This is a genomic window from Paenibacillus vini, from assembly GCF_018403325.1.
Lineage (GTDB): Bacteria > Bacillota > Bacilli > Paenibacillales > Paenibacillaceae > Fontibacillus > Fontibacillus vini.
The window spans coordinates 1-15,146 of record NZ_BOSL01000002.1; the positions used below are offsets into that span (position 1 = coordinate 1).

The window sequence follows — 15,146 nt, forward strand, 5'->3', positions numbered from 1 at the left end:
AAGGCGATGGTCAGCTTTCGGTATCCGTAGGTGTGTTCCTCGCCTTCCAACAGCTTTATAATCAGGCGTTTGATTCGTGTATCTGTCACTTTCTTCCCTTCAAAAGTATAGGAATATCCCGATACAGGACGGCCACCTTTAGGTGCTTGTTTAGGGCTCGTATGCTTGAGAGAATAGTAGTAAGTAGAATGCGGCACACCACAGATCCTAAGCACGGGACGCACCTTGTAGCCTTTCAGGATCCATTTTCGGGCCACTTGAATTGGATGTGTGGATACTTTTTTTTTACAAGTTCTCGCAGGATCGCTATCTCAAGTTCTTTCTCACCAAGAAGTTTAGCTGCCTGCTCATATTTCTGTTCCCATTCCTGGGCAGTCTGTGGATTAAGGTTATTCAGGTCTTTCTTCTTACCCATCGTTATCTCCACCTCATCTCGGTATTGTTTTACCCATTTGTATAAAGAGTAGGGGGAGATACCATGTTTTCGAGCGGTTAGTGCCACATTCCCCCGGTCCAGTGCTTCCTCGACGACCTGTATTCGCAGCTCATCGAACTTACTGTGCTGAACTCTCATTCGAACTACCTCCAGCTAATTTTTATTGTATATCGTTTAGCCTGAAAGTGTCCAAGGTGATTAGGGGGCTTTATAGATTAACTGTAGGAAATACAGCTAAATTACAAAACTAACTTAAATGCAGAAATTTAACTGTACATAATACAGTTATTTTTGGGGGAGCTATTGAAAACCGAATTACTAGAGTGAATCATACCGAGTCACCGTAACTAATGAAGTAACTAAATAGCAACTAATTAGCTCACCAAACTCACCGAACTCACCTACCCAGCAACGTCGTACTCAGCGACCTTTAAAACACGCGAAGCTTATAATCCCTAAGCAGCCGCCGCGAGTGGGGAACTTAAGCTCTATTGACAATGCTGGGCATCATCGCATCATTGATTTGCTACACCAAGGTTCGGTAGCTCCGGTCACTCCCTCCGCTCCCTCCGTTCCCTCCGTTCCCTATGTCAGCCGCTCCTTCCATCCACTTCGCCAGCCGATCATGCGCAATTATAATCCGATGCTGAACGTGTGTTTTGTAAATAACATCAAAAAGACCTGAACGAAATCGTTCAGGTCTCTTTGAGCTTAAGTTTATAAATAGCGACGCTTACGCTTGGGACGTAAGGGCGTTCAATTTTTTAGCCAAGCGGGATTTCTTACGGGCTGCTGCATTCTTGTGGATCAAACCTTTAGTAACAGCTTTGTCCAACTTTTTGGTAGCAGCGGCGAAAGCGGCTTTAGCTACTTCCACTTCGTTGTTCGCAAGAGCGGTGTCGGCAGATTTAACAACCGTACGCAAAGCGGACTTTTGCGAAGCGTTCAGAGCGCGGCGCTTGTCGTTTGTTTTTACACGTTTGATAGCGGATTTAATGTTTGGCATTGCATTCACCTCCTGTAAAGCATATATCATCCCAGATGATTCACAACTTAAAATATTTTATCATGACCCCCGCCAAAATGCAATGAGTTCCTCGAAACTAAGATCAGTGGGAGTGCATAATAGTTTCGCCTCTCCCGCAAACTAAAGGCAACCGAGGAAAAGGAGGTCATTATGACATGAATTTGGATTTGCGGGACTATTCCGTCCGGACCGACCTGGCCGTAGAATCGAAAGAGATGGCGGAGACCGCTTACGGCGGGCCGGTACCCGGGTTGAACGAACAGATTGACGAGAACGAAGGCATCAAGGTTACCCGTCTGGATGTAACGAATGAAGCGGCGTCCAGACAGATCGGTAAAATGGTCGGACACTACATCACCATCGAGGTTCCCGGATTGCGTACCCAGGACAGCGATCTTCAGGAAAAGGTAGCGGCTACTTTTGCTAAAGAGTTCAGCGTGTTCCTTCCCAAAATCGGCATCAGCGAAGGGGCAAAAGTGTTGATCGTCGGTCTCGGCAACTGGAATGTGACCCCGGACGCGCTCGGTCCTCTCGTAGTCGAGAATGTGCTGGTGACCCGCCATTTCTTCGAATTGACTCCGGATCAAGTATCCCCGGGATACCGGGAGGTAAGCGCGATTGCGCCGGGAGTGCTCGGGATTACGGGAATCGAGTCGAGCGAAGTGGTCCAGGGGATTGTCGACCGGACCAAACCCGACCTCATTATAGCGATTGATGCCTTGGCGGCAAGAAACCTGGAGCGGGTGAATACGACGATTCAGATTGCCGATATCGGCATCCATCCGGGTTCGGGGATCGGAAACAAACGCCGCGGGCTGACCAAAGAAATTTTGGGCGTTCCGTGCATTGCGATTGGTGTGCCGACGGTCTGCTACGCGTCCACGATTGTGAATAATGTTTTTGATTTGATGAAGACTCATTTCGATCAGGAGAGCGGCGCCGGACAGCAACCGCAAACGAAGCAGATTCTCGGGCTGCTCACCGAGCTTACCGAAGGCGAACGCCTAGGGCTCGTCAAAGAGGTTCTTCAACCGCTCGGCCATGATTTGATCGTAACCCCCAAGGAGATCGATGAATTTATCGAAGACATTGCGAATGTCATCGCGAGCGGGCTGAATTTGGCGCTGCATGATGCCGTCAACCCCGATAACGTCGCTACCTATACTCATTAACATCTCATTAACAAAATGGGTCTCCTCCCTCTCAGGAAGTTCGCAATCTAGCGGACTTCTTTTTTTTGTGAGAATCCGATGTTCTAAACTTTCCGCTAGGTTCATAGATTTGGAGTAAAGAGATTCAAGCCTAAGGTTTAGCGGCTGGAGGAGGACATGACGAAATGAAATTCAGAGCGTGGAACATCGGAAAAATAAAGCGGAACTTTATGAACGTGCTGGCGATGGGACAAACTTTTCTGCTGATGTCGGTATTGTCGGTCGTATTTTTTATTCTGCTCGGCACTTTAGGGATTGCCGAGAAAAACTTGAACACCTCGCCGGTTTCTTCCATGAAAGGGTTGGCTGCTTCCCTGTCGAGCCGGTTTTTTATCGAAATGGTCGGCATGGAGCTGCCGCATTCGGTCAGTGAGAAACAAACGCCCGCCTTTTCAGGCAAACAGATGTCCCAGTTCGTATTTCAATTGCTGACCGACGTGAATCCGGCCGATCCGAAGAGCCTGGTCGCCCGCGAAGTACCGGGCCTCGGCGCGGACAGTCCCATTCTGCTGCGGACCGGTTCGGGCAATACGACGGTGCAAGCGCCGGAGGATTACCGTCCGGGGACTGGAGCCGCAGGCTCAGCACCCGATCATCCAGAACCGGATGCGGGGAACCAGCCGCCGGATGAGGATCCTGCGGGACAGATTCCACCCGATAAGGGCACGACAGACCCCAAAGCCGGAGGACAAGATCAGACGGAGGAGGATCCTGCTATTAAGCCGGGAAACAAAAATATAGTCATGATCTATCATTCCCATCCGCAGGAATCATATAATCCGCTCCTCGGGACGACCGGAGATAATCCGAGTTCCCCGGAGGAGAAGAAGAACGTTGGCCTCGTCGGCGAATTCCTTGCTAATGCCCTGGAACATAAAGGGGTAGCGACGCTGCACTCTTTTCAGAATTATGCGTCTACCGTAAGTAATTACAATTACAATTATTCATATAAATATTCTAGAGAGACCGTAAAGACTGCCATGGCTCAGAACGGGCAGCTGCAATATTTTATCGATATTCACAGAGATTCGCAGCGTCACGAGAAGACTACAACGGAGATTGGCGGAGAGACTTACGCCCAAGTCTACTTTATTATCGGTCACGCGAATGAAAACTGGCGGAAAAATGAAGCCTTCGCAAGTTCGATTCATGAACGGCTGGAGAAGTCCCATCCGGGCATTTCCCGCGGCATATGGGGCAAAACCAGCTCCCAGGGTAATGGGGAATACAATCAGTCCTTATCCCCGCAAAGTATCTTAATTGAAATCGGCGGAATCGATAATACGGAGGAAGAGCTCCAGCGGACCTCCAAGGTGCTGGCCGGCATCATAGCGGATCTTTATTGGGAAAGCCAGGATGCGGAGAAGGCGGGTTCTTTGACCAAGAGCGGCTCGCAGGAACAGGTAAAGGAAAAGGCGGCGGCGAAGACGGCCGCCGGTTCCAACCATAAAAACTCGTAACCATTTCAGGGGGAGGAGCGGACTTCATGGCGAAAACGTTGAGGAAGGGCATGCTGTACGGGATTCTGCTCGTGGCCGGCGTCACTTTGGGGATGCAGCTCTCGGATTCGGGGGCGGGTCAATCCGGTCTCGCGCAAAACGGAGCATGGCCAACCAATGCCTGGTCCAATGGATCTCCATATAACGGTGTCCAGGTCGGCTCGGCCGGGGCTTACAATGGAACACCGGCCGGACAGGCGGGGAATCAGAACATGGCTCCCGGGTATGCCAACGGTAATGCCAACGCCGGAGGGTATGGAACGGGGTACAATAACGGATATAGCAATGATTATAATAACGGCTATAACTACGGTAACCCAAATAACGGGCAATACGCCGCCGACGGCAGGCAATACGTTGATGGGGCTAACGGCGGAGCGGCCCTGACGCCTGGTGATTTACTGCTTCCTCAACCGGCTCCTCCCGCGGTAGACCGCTTTGCGGACAAGACCGCAAACCTGCTTCAACAGGTATCCCGCAAGGGGATTCACTGGTTTGCTTCCTGGTTCGGGCCTTCTACGGAATAATTTTACGAACCGTCCAAATTCCAATGTATCACCGCAGCTGACTTTGTTATAATGGAATGAGCACATTGAACAAACAGTTATTGTTTGCGGGGGTATTGTCAGTTGAAGAAAATTACGATGCAGCAAATCGCCGACCACCTGGGAGTGTCCAAGTTTGTCGTGTCCAAGGCGCTATCAGGCAAGGGCGGGGTGAATGAGACCACGAAGAACCGGGTAATCCAAGCGGCCTCACAACTAGGTTATTTTGCTCAAAAAAATGCTTATATGAAAAACCAACCCATTTCTCAGCAGTCTACTTCCTTTACAGGGAAGCAATCGGTCATCGTATTGATGCCGAATATCCGTTTTCAGACGAAGGATTCGCTGTATTGGGGCAAAATACTGGAGGGGATTTCGGAGGAGTTGGAGGCCCGCAGCCTTGGCATGGTCATCGTCTCGGAATCCCGGGTAGACCATTTTATCCATGTGTTGAATCCGGATGGAATTCTGGGAATGATCGGAGTAGGGCAAATCGATTCTTCGCTTTTGCTTGAAGTGCACCGGCTCGGGATTCCCATGGTCCTGGTGGATCATGAGGACGCCCTTATTCCGACGGACACGGTATTCGCAAACAACGGGGACAGCATTTTCCGTTTGTGCAATCATTTGATGGGCCTTGGACATACTCGGCTTCACTTTTTAGGAAACATTCAATTTTCACGCAGCTTCCGCGACCGTTGGTCCGGATTCCGGGAAGCGCTGGAAGAGAATGATTTGGAGACGCCGGAGATCAGTGATCCGATGCTGCGGCTTCGCGGCGTGGATACAGGTGAATTTGTGCCTGATTTCGAAGAGTGGATTATGGCCCGGCAGAAATCGCGCCAGTTACCGACCGCCTTGGTCTGCGCCAATGATTCGATTGCGATTCGTGTGGGACAAGCTCTGAAAAAGGTCGGAATCGACGTGCCCGGCCAGATCACGATCACGGGCTTCGATAATATCGATGACGCTTACCGCAACGAACCGCCGATCACAACGGTACATGTGCCTAAAGAAGCGATGGGGCGCAGGGCTGTCCGTAAGCTGATCGAACGAATCGAGCATCCGGAACAAGTATACGAGAAGGTGCTGGTAGCCGCTGAGCTGGTTCACCGTGATTCCAGTGCGGCTCCTTCGGCGGAGCAATAAGAGGGAGAATAACCTGTAGATTCGAAACAAGCAATAAGGGCCGGTCCCGCAGATAACTGCGTGGATCGGCCCTTGTTTTATAAATAATGTTTACTTCAGGGACAAATTACGTTCAACCAGCCCGATGCGTTGTTCCACGCAAGCGAAGGAACGCATAGCATCTTCCGGTGTGTTCACCACGTAGTCCAACAGGCGGTCTACAGTTGTGGCAGCCACATGAATACGCGTATCGGAGGAAGCGTAATAAATATACACTTCGCCGTTATCCGTAGCGATGATGCCGTTGCAGAAGACTACGTTCGATACGTCGCCGACACGTTCTTCGCCTTCAGGAGCGATGAGGTGTCCGCCCGGACGATGCGTAACTTCGTAAGGCTTCTCAAGATCGGAGAGGAAGGCGTACAAGACATATCTGAGCCCGGCCGCAGTGTTGCGAACCCCATGGGCGATATGCAGCCAGCCGCGTTCGGTTTTGATCGGTGCCGGGCCTTGACCGTTCTTGACTTCCTTGATCGTATGGTAGAAGCGCTCATCAATGATGATTTCCTTCTCGATCACGGCGTTTTCGATCGTATCGGACAGACCCCAGCCGATGCCGCCGCCGGAACCCGTATCGATGAATCCGTCCTGCGGACGGGTATAGAAGGCGTATTTGCCATCCACAAACTCCGGATGAAGCACGACGTTACGCTGCTGCGGGGAAGCGGTTTTCAGGTCGGCCAGGCGCTCCCAAGTGATCAGATCTTTAGTCCGGGCGATGCCGCATTGGGCAACTGCGCTGGAGAGGTCGCCGCGAGGGGCGTCCGGATCTTTGCGCTCCGTGCAGAACAAGCCATAGATCCAGCCGTCTTCATGCTGAACCAGCCGCATATCATAAACGTTCGTATCAGGTACGTCCGTTTCAGGCAACACGACGGGTTTGTCCCAGAAGCGGAAGCCGTCTACGCCGTTGTCGCTCTCGGCGATCGCAAAAAACGATTTGCGGTCTACGCCTTCCACACGCGCGACAAGATAAAACTTTCCGTTTAATTGAATGGCTCCCGGATTAAATACGCCGTTGACTCCGATGCGCTCCATGAAATATGGATTGGTTTCCGGATTGAAGTCGTATTTCCAGATCAGCGGAGCATGTTCTGCTGTCAGAATAGGGTGCTTGTAACGGTCATAAATGCCATTGCCGCCCGAAACGACTTCATTGCGGCGGGTGATCAAGGATTCGTAACGTTCGGTCAACAGGTTCTTTCTTTCTTCAAATAAGCTCATGTTTTGCCTCCTAAGGATAATGAATTAATTGGTTTTGTACTGACTTGCTGAATTCTTATTGACGGTCAAGTCTTTCAAGCATCTCCAGGCAAGCCCGGCCGTTATGATAAGGACATTTCCAAGGGCTGACTTTCGGCTCGTTCGGCAATGGGGTGCCGGATTGGTCAACGCCCCAGTACCATTCGCCGCCGTTGCGATCGACGATATAGTTTTGAATGAACTTCCAGGAATTTACGGCTGCTTCCTCAAACTTTTCGTCACGCGTCATTTGGTAGGCATTATAGAATCCGACCATGGCTTCCGCTTGCGGCCACCAGTCTTTGTTCGTGTCGGTTAGGCCGCTTGGATCGGCCTCATTCCATATGCCGCCGTCTCTATCGATACCTTCGGCATGCACGGCTTCAGCCATTGCAATGGCTGTCTGAATAACGCGCTTAAGCACACCCGGATCGTCAAGCACTTCGGCGGCTTCCACGAGTAACCAGCTGCCTTCAATATCGTGGCCGTAGGAAATATGATGGCTTTTTACATCCCATGCCTCATCAAAGAACAGCAGGAAATGAGAGCTTTCGGAATCGATAATATGGTCCAAAGTCACTTCGATGAGCTCGTTCAAGCTATGTTTGAGCTCAGGCGACTTCCATACCCGGTATAAATTAGTGTAGGCTTCCAGCACATGAAGGTGAGTGTTCATGGATTTTTTCTCATTCAAATCCTTGTCGCTCAGGCTGAGGTTGCCGGTCTGCTCCCAGGTCCGGGACAACGCTTCAACATAGCCTTTATGGATCGGATCATAGCTGTATTTCTCCAGCAGATGATAAAGCTCGATCGCAAGATCCAATGCTTCCTGATTTCCGGCTGCACGATAATATTCCGCTAAGGCGTAAATCATGAAGGCCTGGCCGTACACCTGTTTTTTATCCTGAGATGGACGTCCCAGATAGTCCACCATCCAGAACAAACCGCCATGCTCCCGGTCCAGGAAATGATTCAGCAAATAATCGTAGGCGCGTTCCGCCATCTCCAGATATTTCGGAGAAGGATGCAACCGGTGAGCGGAGGCGAACGTCCATAGAATACGGGAGTTCAGTACGAGCCCTTTATCCGCTTTGCTGTCCACCTGAAGCTGCTGATCGATTTCTCCAATAAAGCCGCCATGCTCGGAATCGATACTGTTGTCGATCCAGAATTTTAGAATGTTATCATTTAATTCTTGCTGCAGCTCTTCTTTCCACTGTTGTTTGTTCACGCAGGAACAACCTCCTATTTAGTTTTCATGCCGTTTCTGGCTGCGTAGGCCTCGAATATTACCGCCTCGGCTTCTTTTCCGTAAATGCAGTAACCGTCATCATCGGCCGCCTCGCTCTTCTCATACAGTTTTGCCGGCCAATCCCAGAGCATAAAGCCGCGTACCCAGTCACGTTCACCGCTCCTCTGAAACATCGTGCGGTAAAAATCTGCTTGTTCGGCGTGATTGGTCGCCCCTTGAAGGGTCCAGTCATTCGGGATCGCGGAAGATCCGGTGCGGCTCGGACAGCCTGCTTCCATAAAGAAAAACGGCTTGTCGTATTTCCGTACAACGCTTTCAATCCGATCCAGCTGCCGGTCCCAGTCATCGATCGGATAATAGCCGCTGGAGCTGATCAGATCGAGATCATCCCACCAGCCGACGTTATCCTCCTGATATTTGTCGCAGTTATAGGTAACAAGACCGCTGTATACCTTTCTTACTTCCGAGATGAGGTGGCGCCATTCGGCCTCTCGCCGGTCGGTTTGCACCATTTCACAACCGATGCAGAACATCTCGCAACCGGTCTCTTCGGCGATTTGCGCAAAATGGAGAATATAATCGCGGTAGGAGGCGAACCAGTCGGACCATTTCGGTTCGCAAGGCACGTCTTTATCAAAGAAGTTGATATGCGCCCGCCAAGTGCCGTCGGCACAATTGACGATGGGCTTCAGGCAAACCTTAAGCCCAAGGGACTTGGCCTTTTGAATGGCCCATTTAACTTCATCATCGGTTACGGTAGGCTCGTTCCAGTACGGAATTTCTGTTGAAAACGCCGTATCCTGGAGAGCGGAGAAAGCGATGGCTGTCCAGTTGACGCCGGTATTCCTCGCCATCGTTTCCATGGATGCGGAAGCCTCGTCGTTAGCCCAACTGCCCCGGACGCCCATGAAACCCCAAGTCATACCAGCTACATATTCATCTAGCTGCTTCATTTCAACACCTCGCTTAGCTGTGATCATGATGTTTGTTATTGTTTGTTATAATTTTATATAACAAATTAGCTACCTTATGTTTAATATAAGTCTAACACCCGATGATTTCAACACTTTAATTTTTGAGTGATTGGATCTTACGAACCCGAACATAACAAAAACCGCCGATATAACCGGCGGTTTTTGCGATAGGTCTATGATTTGGAATTTTATTTGTGTTTGTTATTTATTTTTACTTGGTCAGCTTCTAACGTACGAACGGAATCCCGATAAATAATTTTGCCTTGTACGAGAACCCGGCCGTTCCGGCGGTTCGGGTTGGACACTTTGTCCATAATCGATTTGACGGCCGTCCGCGCCATCTGCTCGATATCCACTTCCACCGTAGTGAGCGGAGGGGAGGTAAGCGTAGCATAGAGATCATTATCGAAGCCGACTACGGAGCAATCTTCAGGCACCTTATATCCCGAAGCGTTTAAAAACTCACATAAGTTGTATGCTACCTGGTCGCAGTTGCAGACGAAGGCGGTCGGCATTTTCTCCGGAAGTTCGATATCGATATAATAGCCGCGCTCGTCGCGATCATTTAGCAACAGCCGGTCTTCAAAAGCTAAACCATGCTCAAGCAAAGATTTGTAGTAACCGAGAAAACGGTCCTGGATACTGCTTGTAGAGTATATGTTGCCTACATAAGCAATGTCACGGTGTCCACTCTGGATCAAATAGTTGGTCAATTCATAGGCTCCATAAAAATTGTCCGTGACGATCGAATCGATCGCCGCATGCTCGTCATAGAAATCCAGAAACAGCTTGGGCAGGTCCATATTTTGAACCGTTTCGATATACTTTTTGCTGATTTGGCCCAAAATAATAATCCCGTCGACCTTGTTCTCACTGTAAACCCGCGGAAAGTTCAACTGTTCCTCGTCTTCGCTGCTTAGTATATTCAGGATGCCAAAGTAGCCGTAATGATCCAGATGAATAGCAATTTCCTGATAAACCCGGAGGTAAAAAGAATCGTTCATGCCCGTAAAACGTTGCGGGATCATGACCCCTATATTATAGGAAAGTCCATCCTTAATGGATTTGGCCGCCGAATTAAAACGGTAACCCATCTCACCGGCGACTTTTTTGATCGTAACCTTCAGGCTGTCGCTGACTCCTTCTTTATCGTTTAGCGCTTTTGATACCGTTACGCTACTGACCCCTAATTTATTAGCGATATCTTTCATCGTAATATTACTTTTCATTAACTTCATTCACCGTCCTGTTAAACTTTATCCGGAATCAGCTTAACTAATATAAAATCAGTATACATTTATCGTTAATAAAGATAAAGAGACAGACTCCGATGTTTCTATTTAAGCTACAATTAACTTAACACATAAACTAATTAATTAACTAATATTAATTTCGTAATTGACGGGAAAGCGTATTCAAGATAGAATAAAAAAGTAGTTTATCGATAACTTAAATAGTTAAGTTGAAAGGGGTTAATGAAGTGAAGAAAAACAAAGCACTATTTGGTTTCATGGCATTGGTACTCGTACTCTCAATGCTGGCAGGATGTGGAAAGAGCAATAACGCGGCGGAAAACAACACGCCTGCAAACAACACGGGGGCGAACAATTCTTCGTCGGAACAAACAGAGAAGAAAATCGCCGGAGAAATTACCGTGCTCACTCAGAGAACAGATATCGTAGATACGGTGTTCAAAGACTACGCTGCAGAATTCAACAAAAAATATCCTGACGTTAAAGTCAACTTCCAAGCTTTGTCCGATTACGAAGGTCAAATCACGGTTCGTATGAACTCCGATGATTACGGCGATGTACTGCTCTTGCCGACAAGCATTCCGCTTAAGGATTCTCCTGATTTTTATGAGCCGCTTGGCGAATTGTCCGAACTGAGCAAACAGTATATCGGTTTGGAAGAAAGAACTGTGGACGGTAAAGTTTACGGGATTCCGACTGCCGTGAACTTCTCAGGCATTCTGTACAACAAAAAAGTGTTTGCGGATGCAGGCATTACAACAGCGCCTAAAACACCTGAAGAATTCTTGAACGCTTTGAAAGCTATTAAGGATAAAGGCGATGCGATTCCTTTGTACACGAACTATGCTGACAGCTGGCCTTTGACCCAGTGGGAAGCCGTACTGACCACAGTAGCAGGCAGCGTGGATTATGTAAACGTGGAACAGCCGAACACGGACGATAACTTTGTAGCCGGCAAGCCACACTACGAACTTTATAAAGTAATGTATGACGCTGCAAAAGAAGGTTTGATCGAAAAAGACCCAACAACAACAAACTGGGAAGCTTCGAAAGCTGATATGGCGAACGGCAAAATCGGTGCCATGGTACTCGGTTCCTGGGCGATCGGACAAGTTCAAGGCTTGGCCGCAAATCCGGACGACATCGCTTATATGCCATTCCCTACAAATGCAAGCGAAGTAATCATGCCGCTTGCTGACGATTACACAGTCGGTATTAACAAACACAGCAAAAACAAAGATGCGGCACGTGCTTGGATCGACTGGTTCATTAACGAGTCCAACTATCCTACAGAACAAGCCGGCGGTATGAGCCCGGTTGTTGGCGCTCCGCTTCCTGCAACCTTGAAACAATTTGAAGGATCTGACGTGAAATTCGAACTTCAAACTCCTTCCCAGCCTGGTCAAGAAGGCCTGGTCGACAAAATTGACAAGGATGCCGAAATTGGTCTTTGGCAGCCGGAATTCAAGAAACGCATTATCGAAGCAGCCATCGGCAACTTGAACGAATCCTATGATGACATCATGAAGGATCTGAATGACGCATGGGTGAAATCCCGCGCGAAAGTAACGAAAGAATAACAGACCGACCAAGCATTTGACACCCGGAAATAAAAAAAATGGGAAACGCGCGCTAGGTGCGTTTCCCTTATATTTGACTTGTAGAGACAGAGACCATATGCAGTAAGATTATTGGAGGTGTGAGTGGTGTTCAAAAATTTAAGCTACAAAACACAGCGGAAGGTCATCATTGTCGCCTTCTCGCTAATTCCGGTCGTGTTATTGTTTACTTTCGCATATTTGCCCGTATTTAATATGTTCAAGTACAGCTTTACCGATTGGAACGGTTACAGCAAAAGCTATGATTATGTAGGTTTGGAAAACTACAAAACGATTTTTACGGATTCTAAATATTTTACCGTATTTAAAGTCAGTTTGTACTATTTCGCGGGCTCCTTTGTACAGATGGCCCTGGCCTTATATTTCGCAACGATACTTAGCTTCAATGTTCGCTTCAAGAATTTCTTTAAAGGCGTCCTGTTCTTCCCTTACCTGCTGAACGGGGTGGCCATCGGTTTTATTTTCCTGTTCTTCTTCAGACCGGACGGTACGCTTGATACTTTGATGCAGTCCATAGGCTTGGGTGCTTACACACAAGGCTGGCTGCTGAATCCGAAGATCATTAATATCTCGCTTGCAGGAGCATCTCTCTGGAGATACATGGGCTTCAACTTTATTATTTTTCTGGGCGCGATCTCCTCGATCGGCAAAGACGTGTATGAAGCCGCAGAAATTGACGGTGCCAACCGCTGGCATCAATTCCGGCACATTATTCTGCCGAGCATCAAGAGTATTGTGCAGTTAAATCTGATTTTGGCTATTAGCGGAGCCATCAGCGCCTTCGACATTCCATATATTATGACTGGCGGATCGAACGGAAGTAATACGTTCGTTATCCAGACCGTAACCACAGCGTTCAAATACAACAAGCTGGGCCTTGCTTCGGCCATGGCTGTCGTTCTGTTGTTTATCGTCATCATCGTGACTTTACTGCAGCGCTTGTTGATTAAGGAGGAGAAGTAAACATGTACAGACTTAAGTATACGGCGGCGAGCATTGTAAAGTACGCAAGCTTGCTCCTTGGCGCGTTTGCTGCTCTGATTCCGATCGCTGTAGTTCTGTTTGCCTCCTTTAAGACGAATAAGGAATACGGCGAAACCAGTCCATTGACGCCTCCGGATAACTGGCTTAATTTCGCTAACTATTCCAAAGCGTTTATCAACGGGAAAATGCTGCTCGGTTTCGGAAACACGGTCATTATCGTTGTTATTTCGATCATCGGGGCCACGCTCATCGGGTCCATGATCGCGTACGTACTGAATCGTTTCAAATTCCGGGGTAACAAGCTTCTGATGGGCGCATTTCTGTTGGCTACCTTGATTCCAAGTGTAACTACACAGGTCGCGACATTCCGGATCATCAACTTCTTTCATTTGGTGGATACCCGGTTTGCTCCAATCTTGTTGTATCTCGGGACCGATATCATCGCCGTTTACATTTTCATTCAATTTTTGGATTCCATCTCGGAATCGCTGGATGAATCGGCCATGCTGGACGGAGCGTCCTATTTTACGATCTACTGGCGGATTATCCTGCCGCTTCTGGCTCCGGCCATCGTTACGGTAATCATCGTTAAAGGCGTAAATATTTATAACGATTTCTATACGCCTTTCCTTTATATGCCGAGTGAGGACCTTCAGGTTCTTTCGACCGCATTGTTTAAATTTAAAGGCCCATACGGCTCCCAGTGGGAAGTCATTTGCGCCGGCATTATGATTACGATTCTTCCGATTCTTATCGTATTCTTGGCCCTTCAAAAATATATTTATAACGGATTTGCGCAAGGCTCGGTTAAATAAAAAAACATTTTTTCATTATGGAAGGAGATTGCATCATGACTACAGTCAACATTATTGGAGAGAACCTGCCGAATATCCCTTGGCAAGACAAACCGGAAGGTGCAGTAGGACCTGTCTGGAGACATAGCGAAAATCCGGTCGTAAAAAGAAATCCGGCCAAAGGCATCGCCCGTATTTTTAACAGTGCCGTAGTTCCGTATGAAGGAAAATTTGTCGGTGTATTCCGCGCCGAAACGATCAATGGCCGCCCTCATTTGCATATGGGGTGGAGCGATAACGCGCTGGACTGGAAAATTGAAGAGGAGCGCATTCCTTTCGTAGACGAGGCAGGCAAGCCTTTTCAACCGAACTATGCCTATGATCCCCGCCTGGTGAAGGTCGAAGATACTTACTATATCATTTGGTGCACAGATTTTTACGGAGCATCCATCGGCGTGGCGAAGACGACCGACTTTAAATCCTTTGTACGTCTGGAAAATCCATTCCTTCCATTCAACCGGAACGGCGTGCTTTTCCCGAAAAAAATCAACGGCAATTTCGTGATGCTCTCCCGCCCGAGCGACAGCGGACATACGCCATTCGGCGATGTATTTCTGAGCGAAAGCCCGGACTTCGTCTATTGGGGCAAGCATCGGCATGTTATGACAAAAGGCGGACAAGGCTGGTGGCAATCAGTTAAAATCGGCGGCGGTCCCGCTCCGATCGAAACTTCCGAAGGCTGGCTGATGTTCTATCACGGAGTTACCGGAACCTGCAACGGGCTCGTATACAGCATGGGCGCCGTGATCCTTGACAAGGACGAACCGTCCAAAGTCAAATACCGTTCCAGCACTTACGTCCTTACGCCGGAAGAATGGTATGAAGAGCGCGGGTTTGTACCTAACGTTATCTTCCCTTGTGCGACCTTAACTGATGCGGAAACCGGAAAAATCGCCATCTACTACGGGGCGGCGGATACGTATGTAGGCGTTGCCTACACCACGGTTCAGGAAATCGTTGATTATGTAAAAGCAACGCATGAAGAAGTAGGCGACGACTCCGAAATCGGAATTATGTAATCACTAATCACATCAAGTAATAATAGTCAGCGAAAACGGATAA

Annotated in this window: 14 protein-coding genes and 1 pseudogene; 8 read left to right on the forward strand and 7 right to left on the reverse strand. The window is 48.6% G+C overall.

Annotated elements, in window-relative coordinates; translation table 11 throughout:
- From KJS57_RS03335 to rpsT, 3 genes and pseudogenes are all read right to left on the reverse strand, one after another.
- Window positions 1–197, reverse strand: a pseudogene (locus KJS57_RS03335) (hypothetical protein); the annotation flags it as partial.
- Window positions 198–235: 38 nt separating this feature from the next.
- Window positions 236–574 carry a helix-turn-helix domain-containing protein gene (locus tag KJS57_RS03340; protein WP_213653792.1) on the reverse strand — a complete coding sequence of 113 codons (339 nt, stop codon included), beginning with the start codon at window positions 572–574 and terminating at the stop codon, window positions 236–238.
- Between the two features lie 595 nt (window positions 575–1,169).
- Window positions 1,170–1,442 carry a 30S ribosomal protein S20 gene (gene rpsT, locus KJS57_RS03345; RefSeq protein ID WP_211019889.1) on the reverse strand — a complete coding sequence of 91 codons (273 nt, stop codon included), beginning with the start codon at window positions 1,440–1,442 and terminating at the stop codon, window positions 1,170–1,172.
- A gap of 176 nt (window positions 1,443–1,618) precedes the next feature.
- Between rpsT and gpr the strand changes: the two genes are divergently transcribed.
- The 4 genes from gpr (at window position 1,619) to KJS57_RS03365 (ending at window position 5,867) form a co-directional block, all read left to right on the forward strand.
- The gene (gene gpr, locus KJS57_RS03350) at window positions 1,619–2,635 is read left to right on the forward strand and encodes a GPR endopeptidase (RefSeq protein WP_211019888.1); all 1,017 of its coding nucleotides are present in this window, start codon (window positions 1,619–1,621) and stop codon (window positions 2,633–2,635) included.
- Between the two features lie 164 nt (window positions 2,636–2,799).
- Window positions 2,800–4,134, forward strand: a complete 1,335-nt coding sequence (locus KJS57_RS03355) for a stage II sporulation protein P (protein WP_213653793.1) — start codon at window positions 2,800–2,802, stop codon at window positions 4,132–4,134.
- A gap of 26 nt (window positions 4,135–4,160) precedes the next feature.
- A complete protein-coding gene (locus KJS57_RS03360) occupies window positions 4,161–4,700 on the forward strand; it encodes a hypothetical protein (RefSeq protein WP_213653794.1) in 540 nt (179 codons plus the stop codon).
- Between the two features lie 102 nt (window positions 4,701–4,802).
- On the forward strand, window positions 4,803–5,867 hold the full coding sequence (locus KJS57_RS03365; RefSeq protein ID WP_244861383.1) for a LacI family DNA-binding transcriptional regulator: 1,065 nt from the start codon (window positions 4,803–4,805) through the stop codon (window positions 5,865–5,867).
- Between the two features lie 90 nt (window positions 5,868–5,957).
- On the opposite strand, the gene KJS57_RS03370 is transcribed toward KJS57_RS03365, so the two are convergent.
- The 4 genes from KJS57_RS03370 to KJS57_RS03385 form a co-directional block, all read right to left on the reverse strand.
- Window positions 5,958–7,130 (reverse strand): glycoside hydrolase family 130 protein, encoded by a 1,173-nt coding sequence (locus KJS57_RS03370; RefSeq protein ID WP_213653795.1) that lies wholly within the window; start codon window positions 7,128–7,130, stop codon window positions 5,958–5,960.
- Window positions 7,131–7,185: 55 nt separating this feature from the next.
- Window positions 7,186–8,379: an AGE family epimerase/isomerase gene (locus KJS57_RS03375; protein ID WP_213653796.1), complete on the reverse strand. Its 1,194-nt coding sequence runs from the start codon at window positions 8,377–8,379 to the stop codon at window positions 7,186–7,188.
- A 14-nt stretch (window positions 8,380–8,393) separates the two neighbouring features.
- Window positions 8,394–9,353, reverse strand: a complete 960-nt coding sequence (locus KJS57_RS03380) for a glycoside hydrolase family 113 (RefSeq protein ID WP_213653797.1) — start codon at window positions 9,351–9,353, stop codon at window positions 8,394–8,396.
- A 209-nt stretch (window positions 9,354–9,562) separates the two neighbouring features.
- Window positions 9,563–10,603: a LacI family DNA-binding transcriptional regulator gene (locus tag KJS57_RS03385; protein WP_213654056.1), complete on the reverse strand. Its 1,041-nt coding sequence runs from the start codon at window positions 10,601–10,603 to the stop codon at window positions 9,563–9,565.
- Window positions 10,604–10,854: 251 nt separating this feature from the next.
- Here KJS57_RS03385 and KJS57_RS03390 point away from each other — a divergent pair, with 251 nt between their 5' ends.
- The 4 genes from KJS57_RS03390 to KJS57_RS03405 all read left to right on the forward strand — a co-directional run bounded on the left by KJS57_RS03390 (window position 10,855) and on the right by KJS57_RS03405 (window position 15,103).
- Window positions 10,855–12,207 carry an ABC transporter substrate-binding protein gene (locus tag KJS57_RS03390; RefSeq protein WP_244861384.1) on the forward strand — a complete coding sequence of 451 codons (1,353 nt, stop codon included), beginning with the start codon at window positions 10,855–10,857 and terminating at the stop codon, window positions 12,205–12,207.
- A 126-nt stretch (window positions 12,208–12,333) separates the two neighbouring features.
- On the forward strand, window positions 12,334–13,209 hold the full coding sequence (locus KJS57_RS03395; RefSeq protein WP_211019881.1) for a carbohydrate ABC transporter permease: 876 nt from the start codon (window positions 12,334–12,336) through the stop codon (window positions 13,207–13,209).
- A gap of 2 nt (window positions 13,210–13,211) precedes the next feature.
- Window positions 13,212–14,045: a carbohydrate ABC transporter permease gene (locus tag KJS57_RS03400; RefSeq protein WP_213653798.1), complete on the forward strand. Its 834-nt coding sequence runs from the start codon at window positions 13,212–13,214 to the stop codon at window positions 14,043–14,045.
- A 35-nt stretch (window positions 14,046–14,080) separates the two neighbouring features.
- Window positions 14,081–15,103 (forward strand): glycoside hydrolase family 130 protein, encoded by a 1,023-nt coding sequence (locus KJS57_RS03405; protein ID WP_213653799.1) that lies wholly within the window; start codon window positions 14,081–14,083, stop codon window positions 15,101–15,103.
- The last annotated feature ends 43 nt before the right edge of the window (window positions 15,104–15,146 follow it).

Excerpts from the sequence above, each read along its gene's own strand:
- KJS57_RS03340 (WP_213653792.1), bottom strand. The coding sequence starts at position 574 with ATGAGAGTTCAGCACAGTAAGTTCGATGAGCTGCGAATACAGGTCGTC.
- rpsT (WP_211019889.1), bottom strand. The coding sequence starts at position 1,442 with ATGCCAAACATTAAATCCGCTATCAAACGTGTAAAAACAAACGACAAG.
- gpr (WP_211019888.1), top strand. The coding sequence starts at position 1,619 with ATGAATTTGGATTTGCGGGACTATTCCGTCCGGACCGACCTGGCCGTA.
- KJS57_RS03355 (WP_213653793.1), top strand. The coding sequence starts at position 2,800 with ATGAAATTCAGAGCGTGGAACATCGGAAAAATAAAGCGGAACTTTATG.
- KJS57_RS03360 (WP_213653794.1), top strand. The coding sequence starts at position 4,161 with ATGGCGAAAACGTTGAGGAAGGGCATGCTGTACGGGATTCTGCTCGTG.
- KJS57_RS03370 (WP_213653795.1), bottom strand. The coding sequence starts at position 7,130 with ATGAGCTTATTTGAAGAAAGAAAGAACCTGTTGACCGAACGTTACGAA.
- KJS57_RS03380 (WP_213653797.1), bottom strand. The coding sequence starts at position 9,353 with ATGAAGCAGCTAGATGAATATGTAGCTGGTATGACTTGGGGTTTCATG.
- KJS57_RS03385 (WP_213654056.1), bottom strand. The coding sequence starts at position 10,603 with ATGAAAAGTAATATTACGATGAAAGATATCGCTAATAAATTAGGGGTC.
- KJS57_RS03400 (WP_213653798.1), top strand. The coding sequence starts at position 13,212 with ATGTACAGACTTAAGTATACGGCGGCGAGCATTGTAAAGTACGCAAGC.
- KJS57_RS03405 (WP_213653799.1), top strand. The coding sequence starts at position 14,081 with ATGACTACAGTCAACATTATTGGAGAGAACCTGCCGAATATCCCTTGG.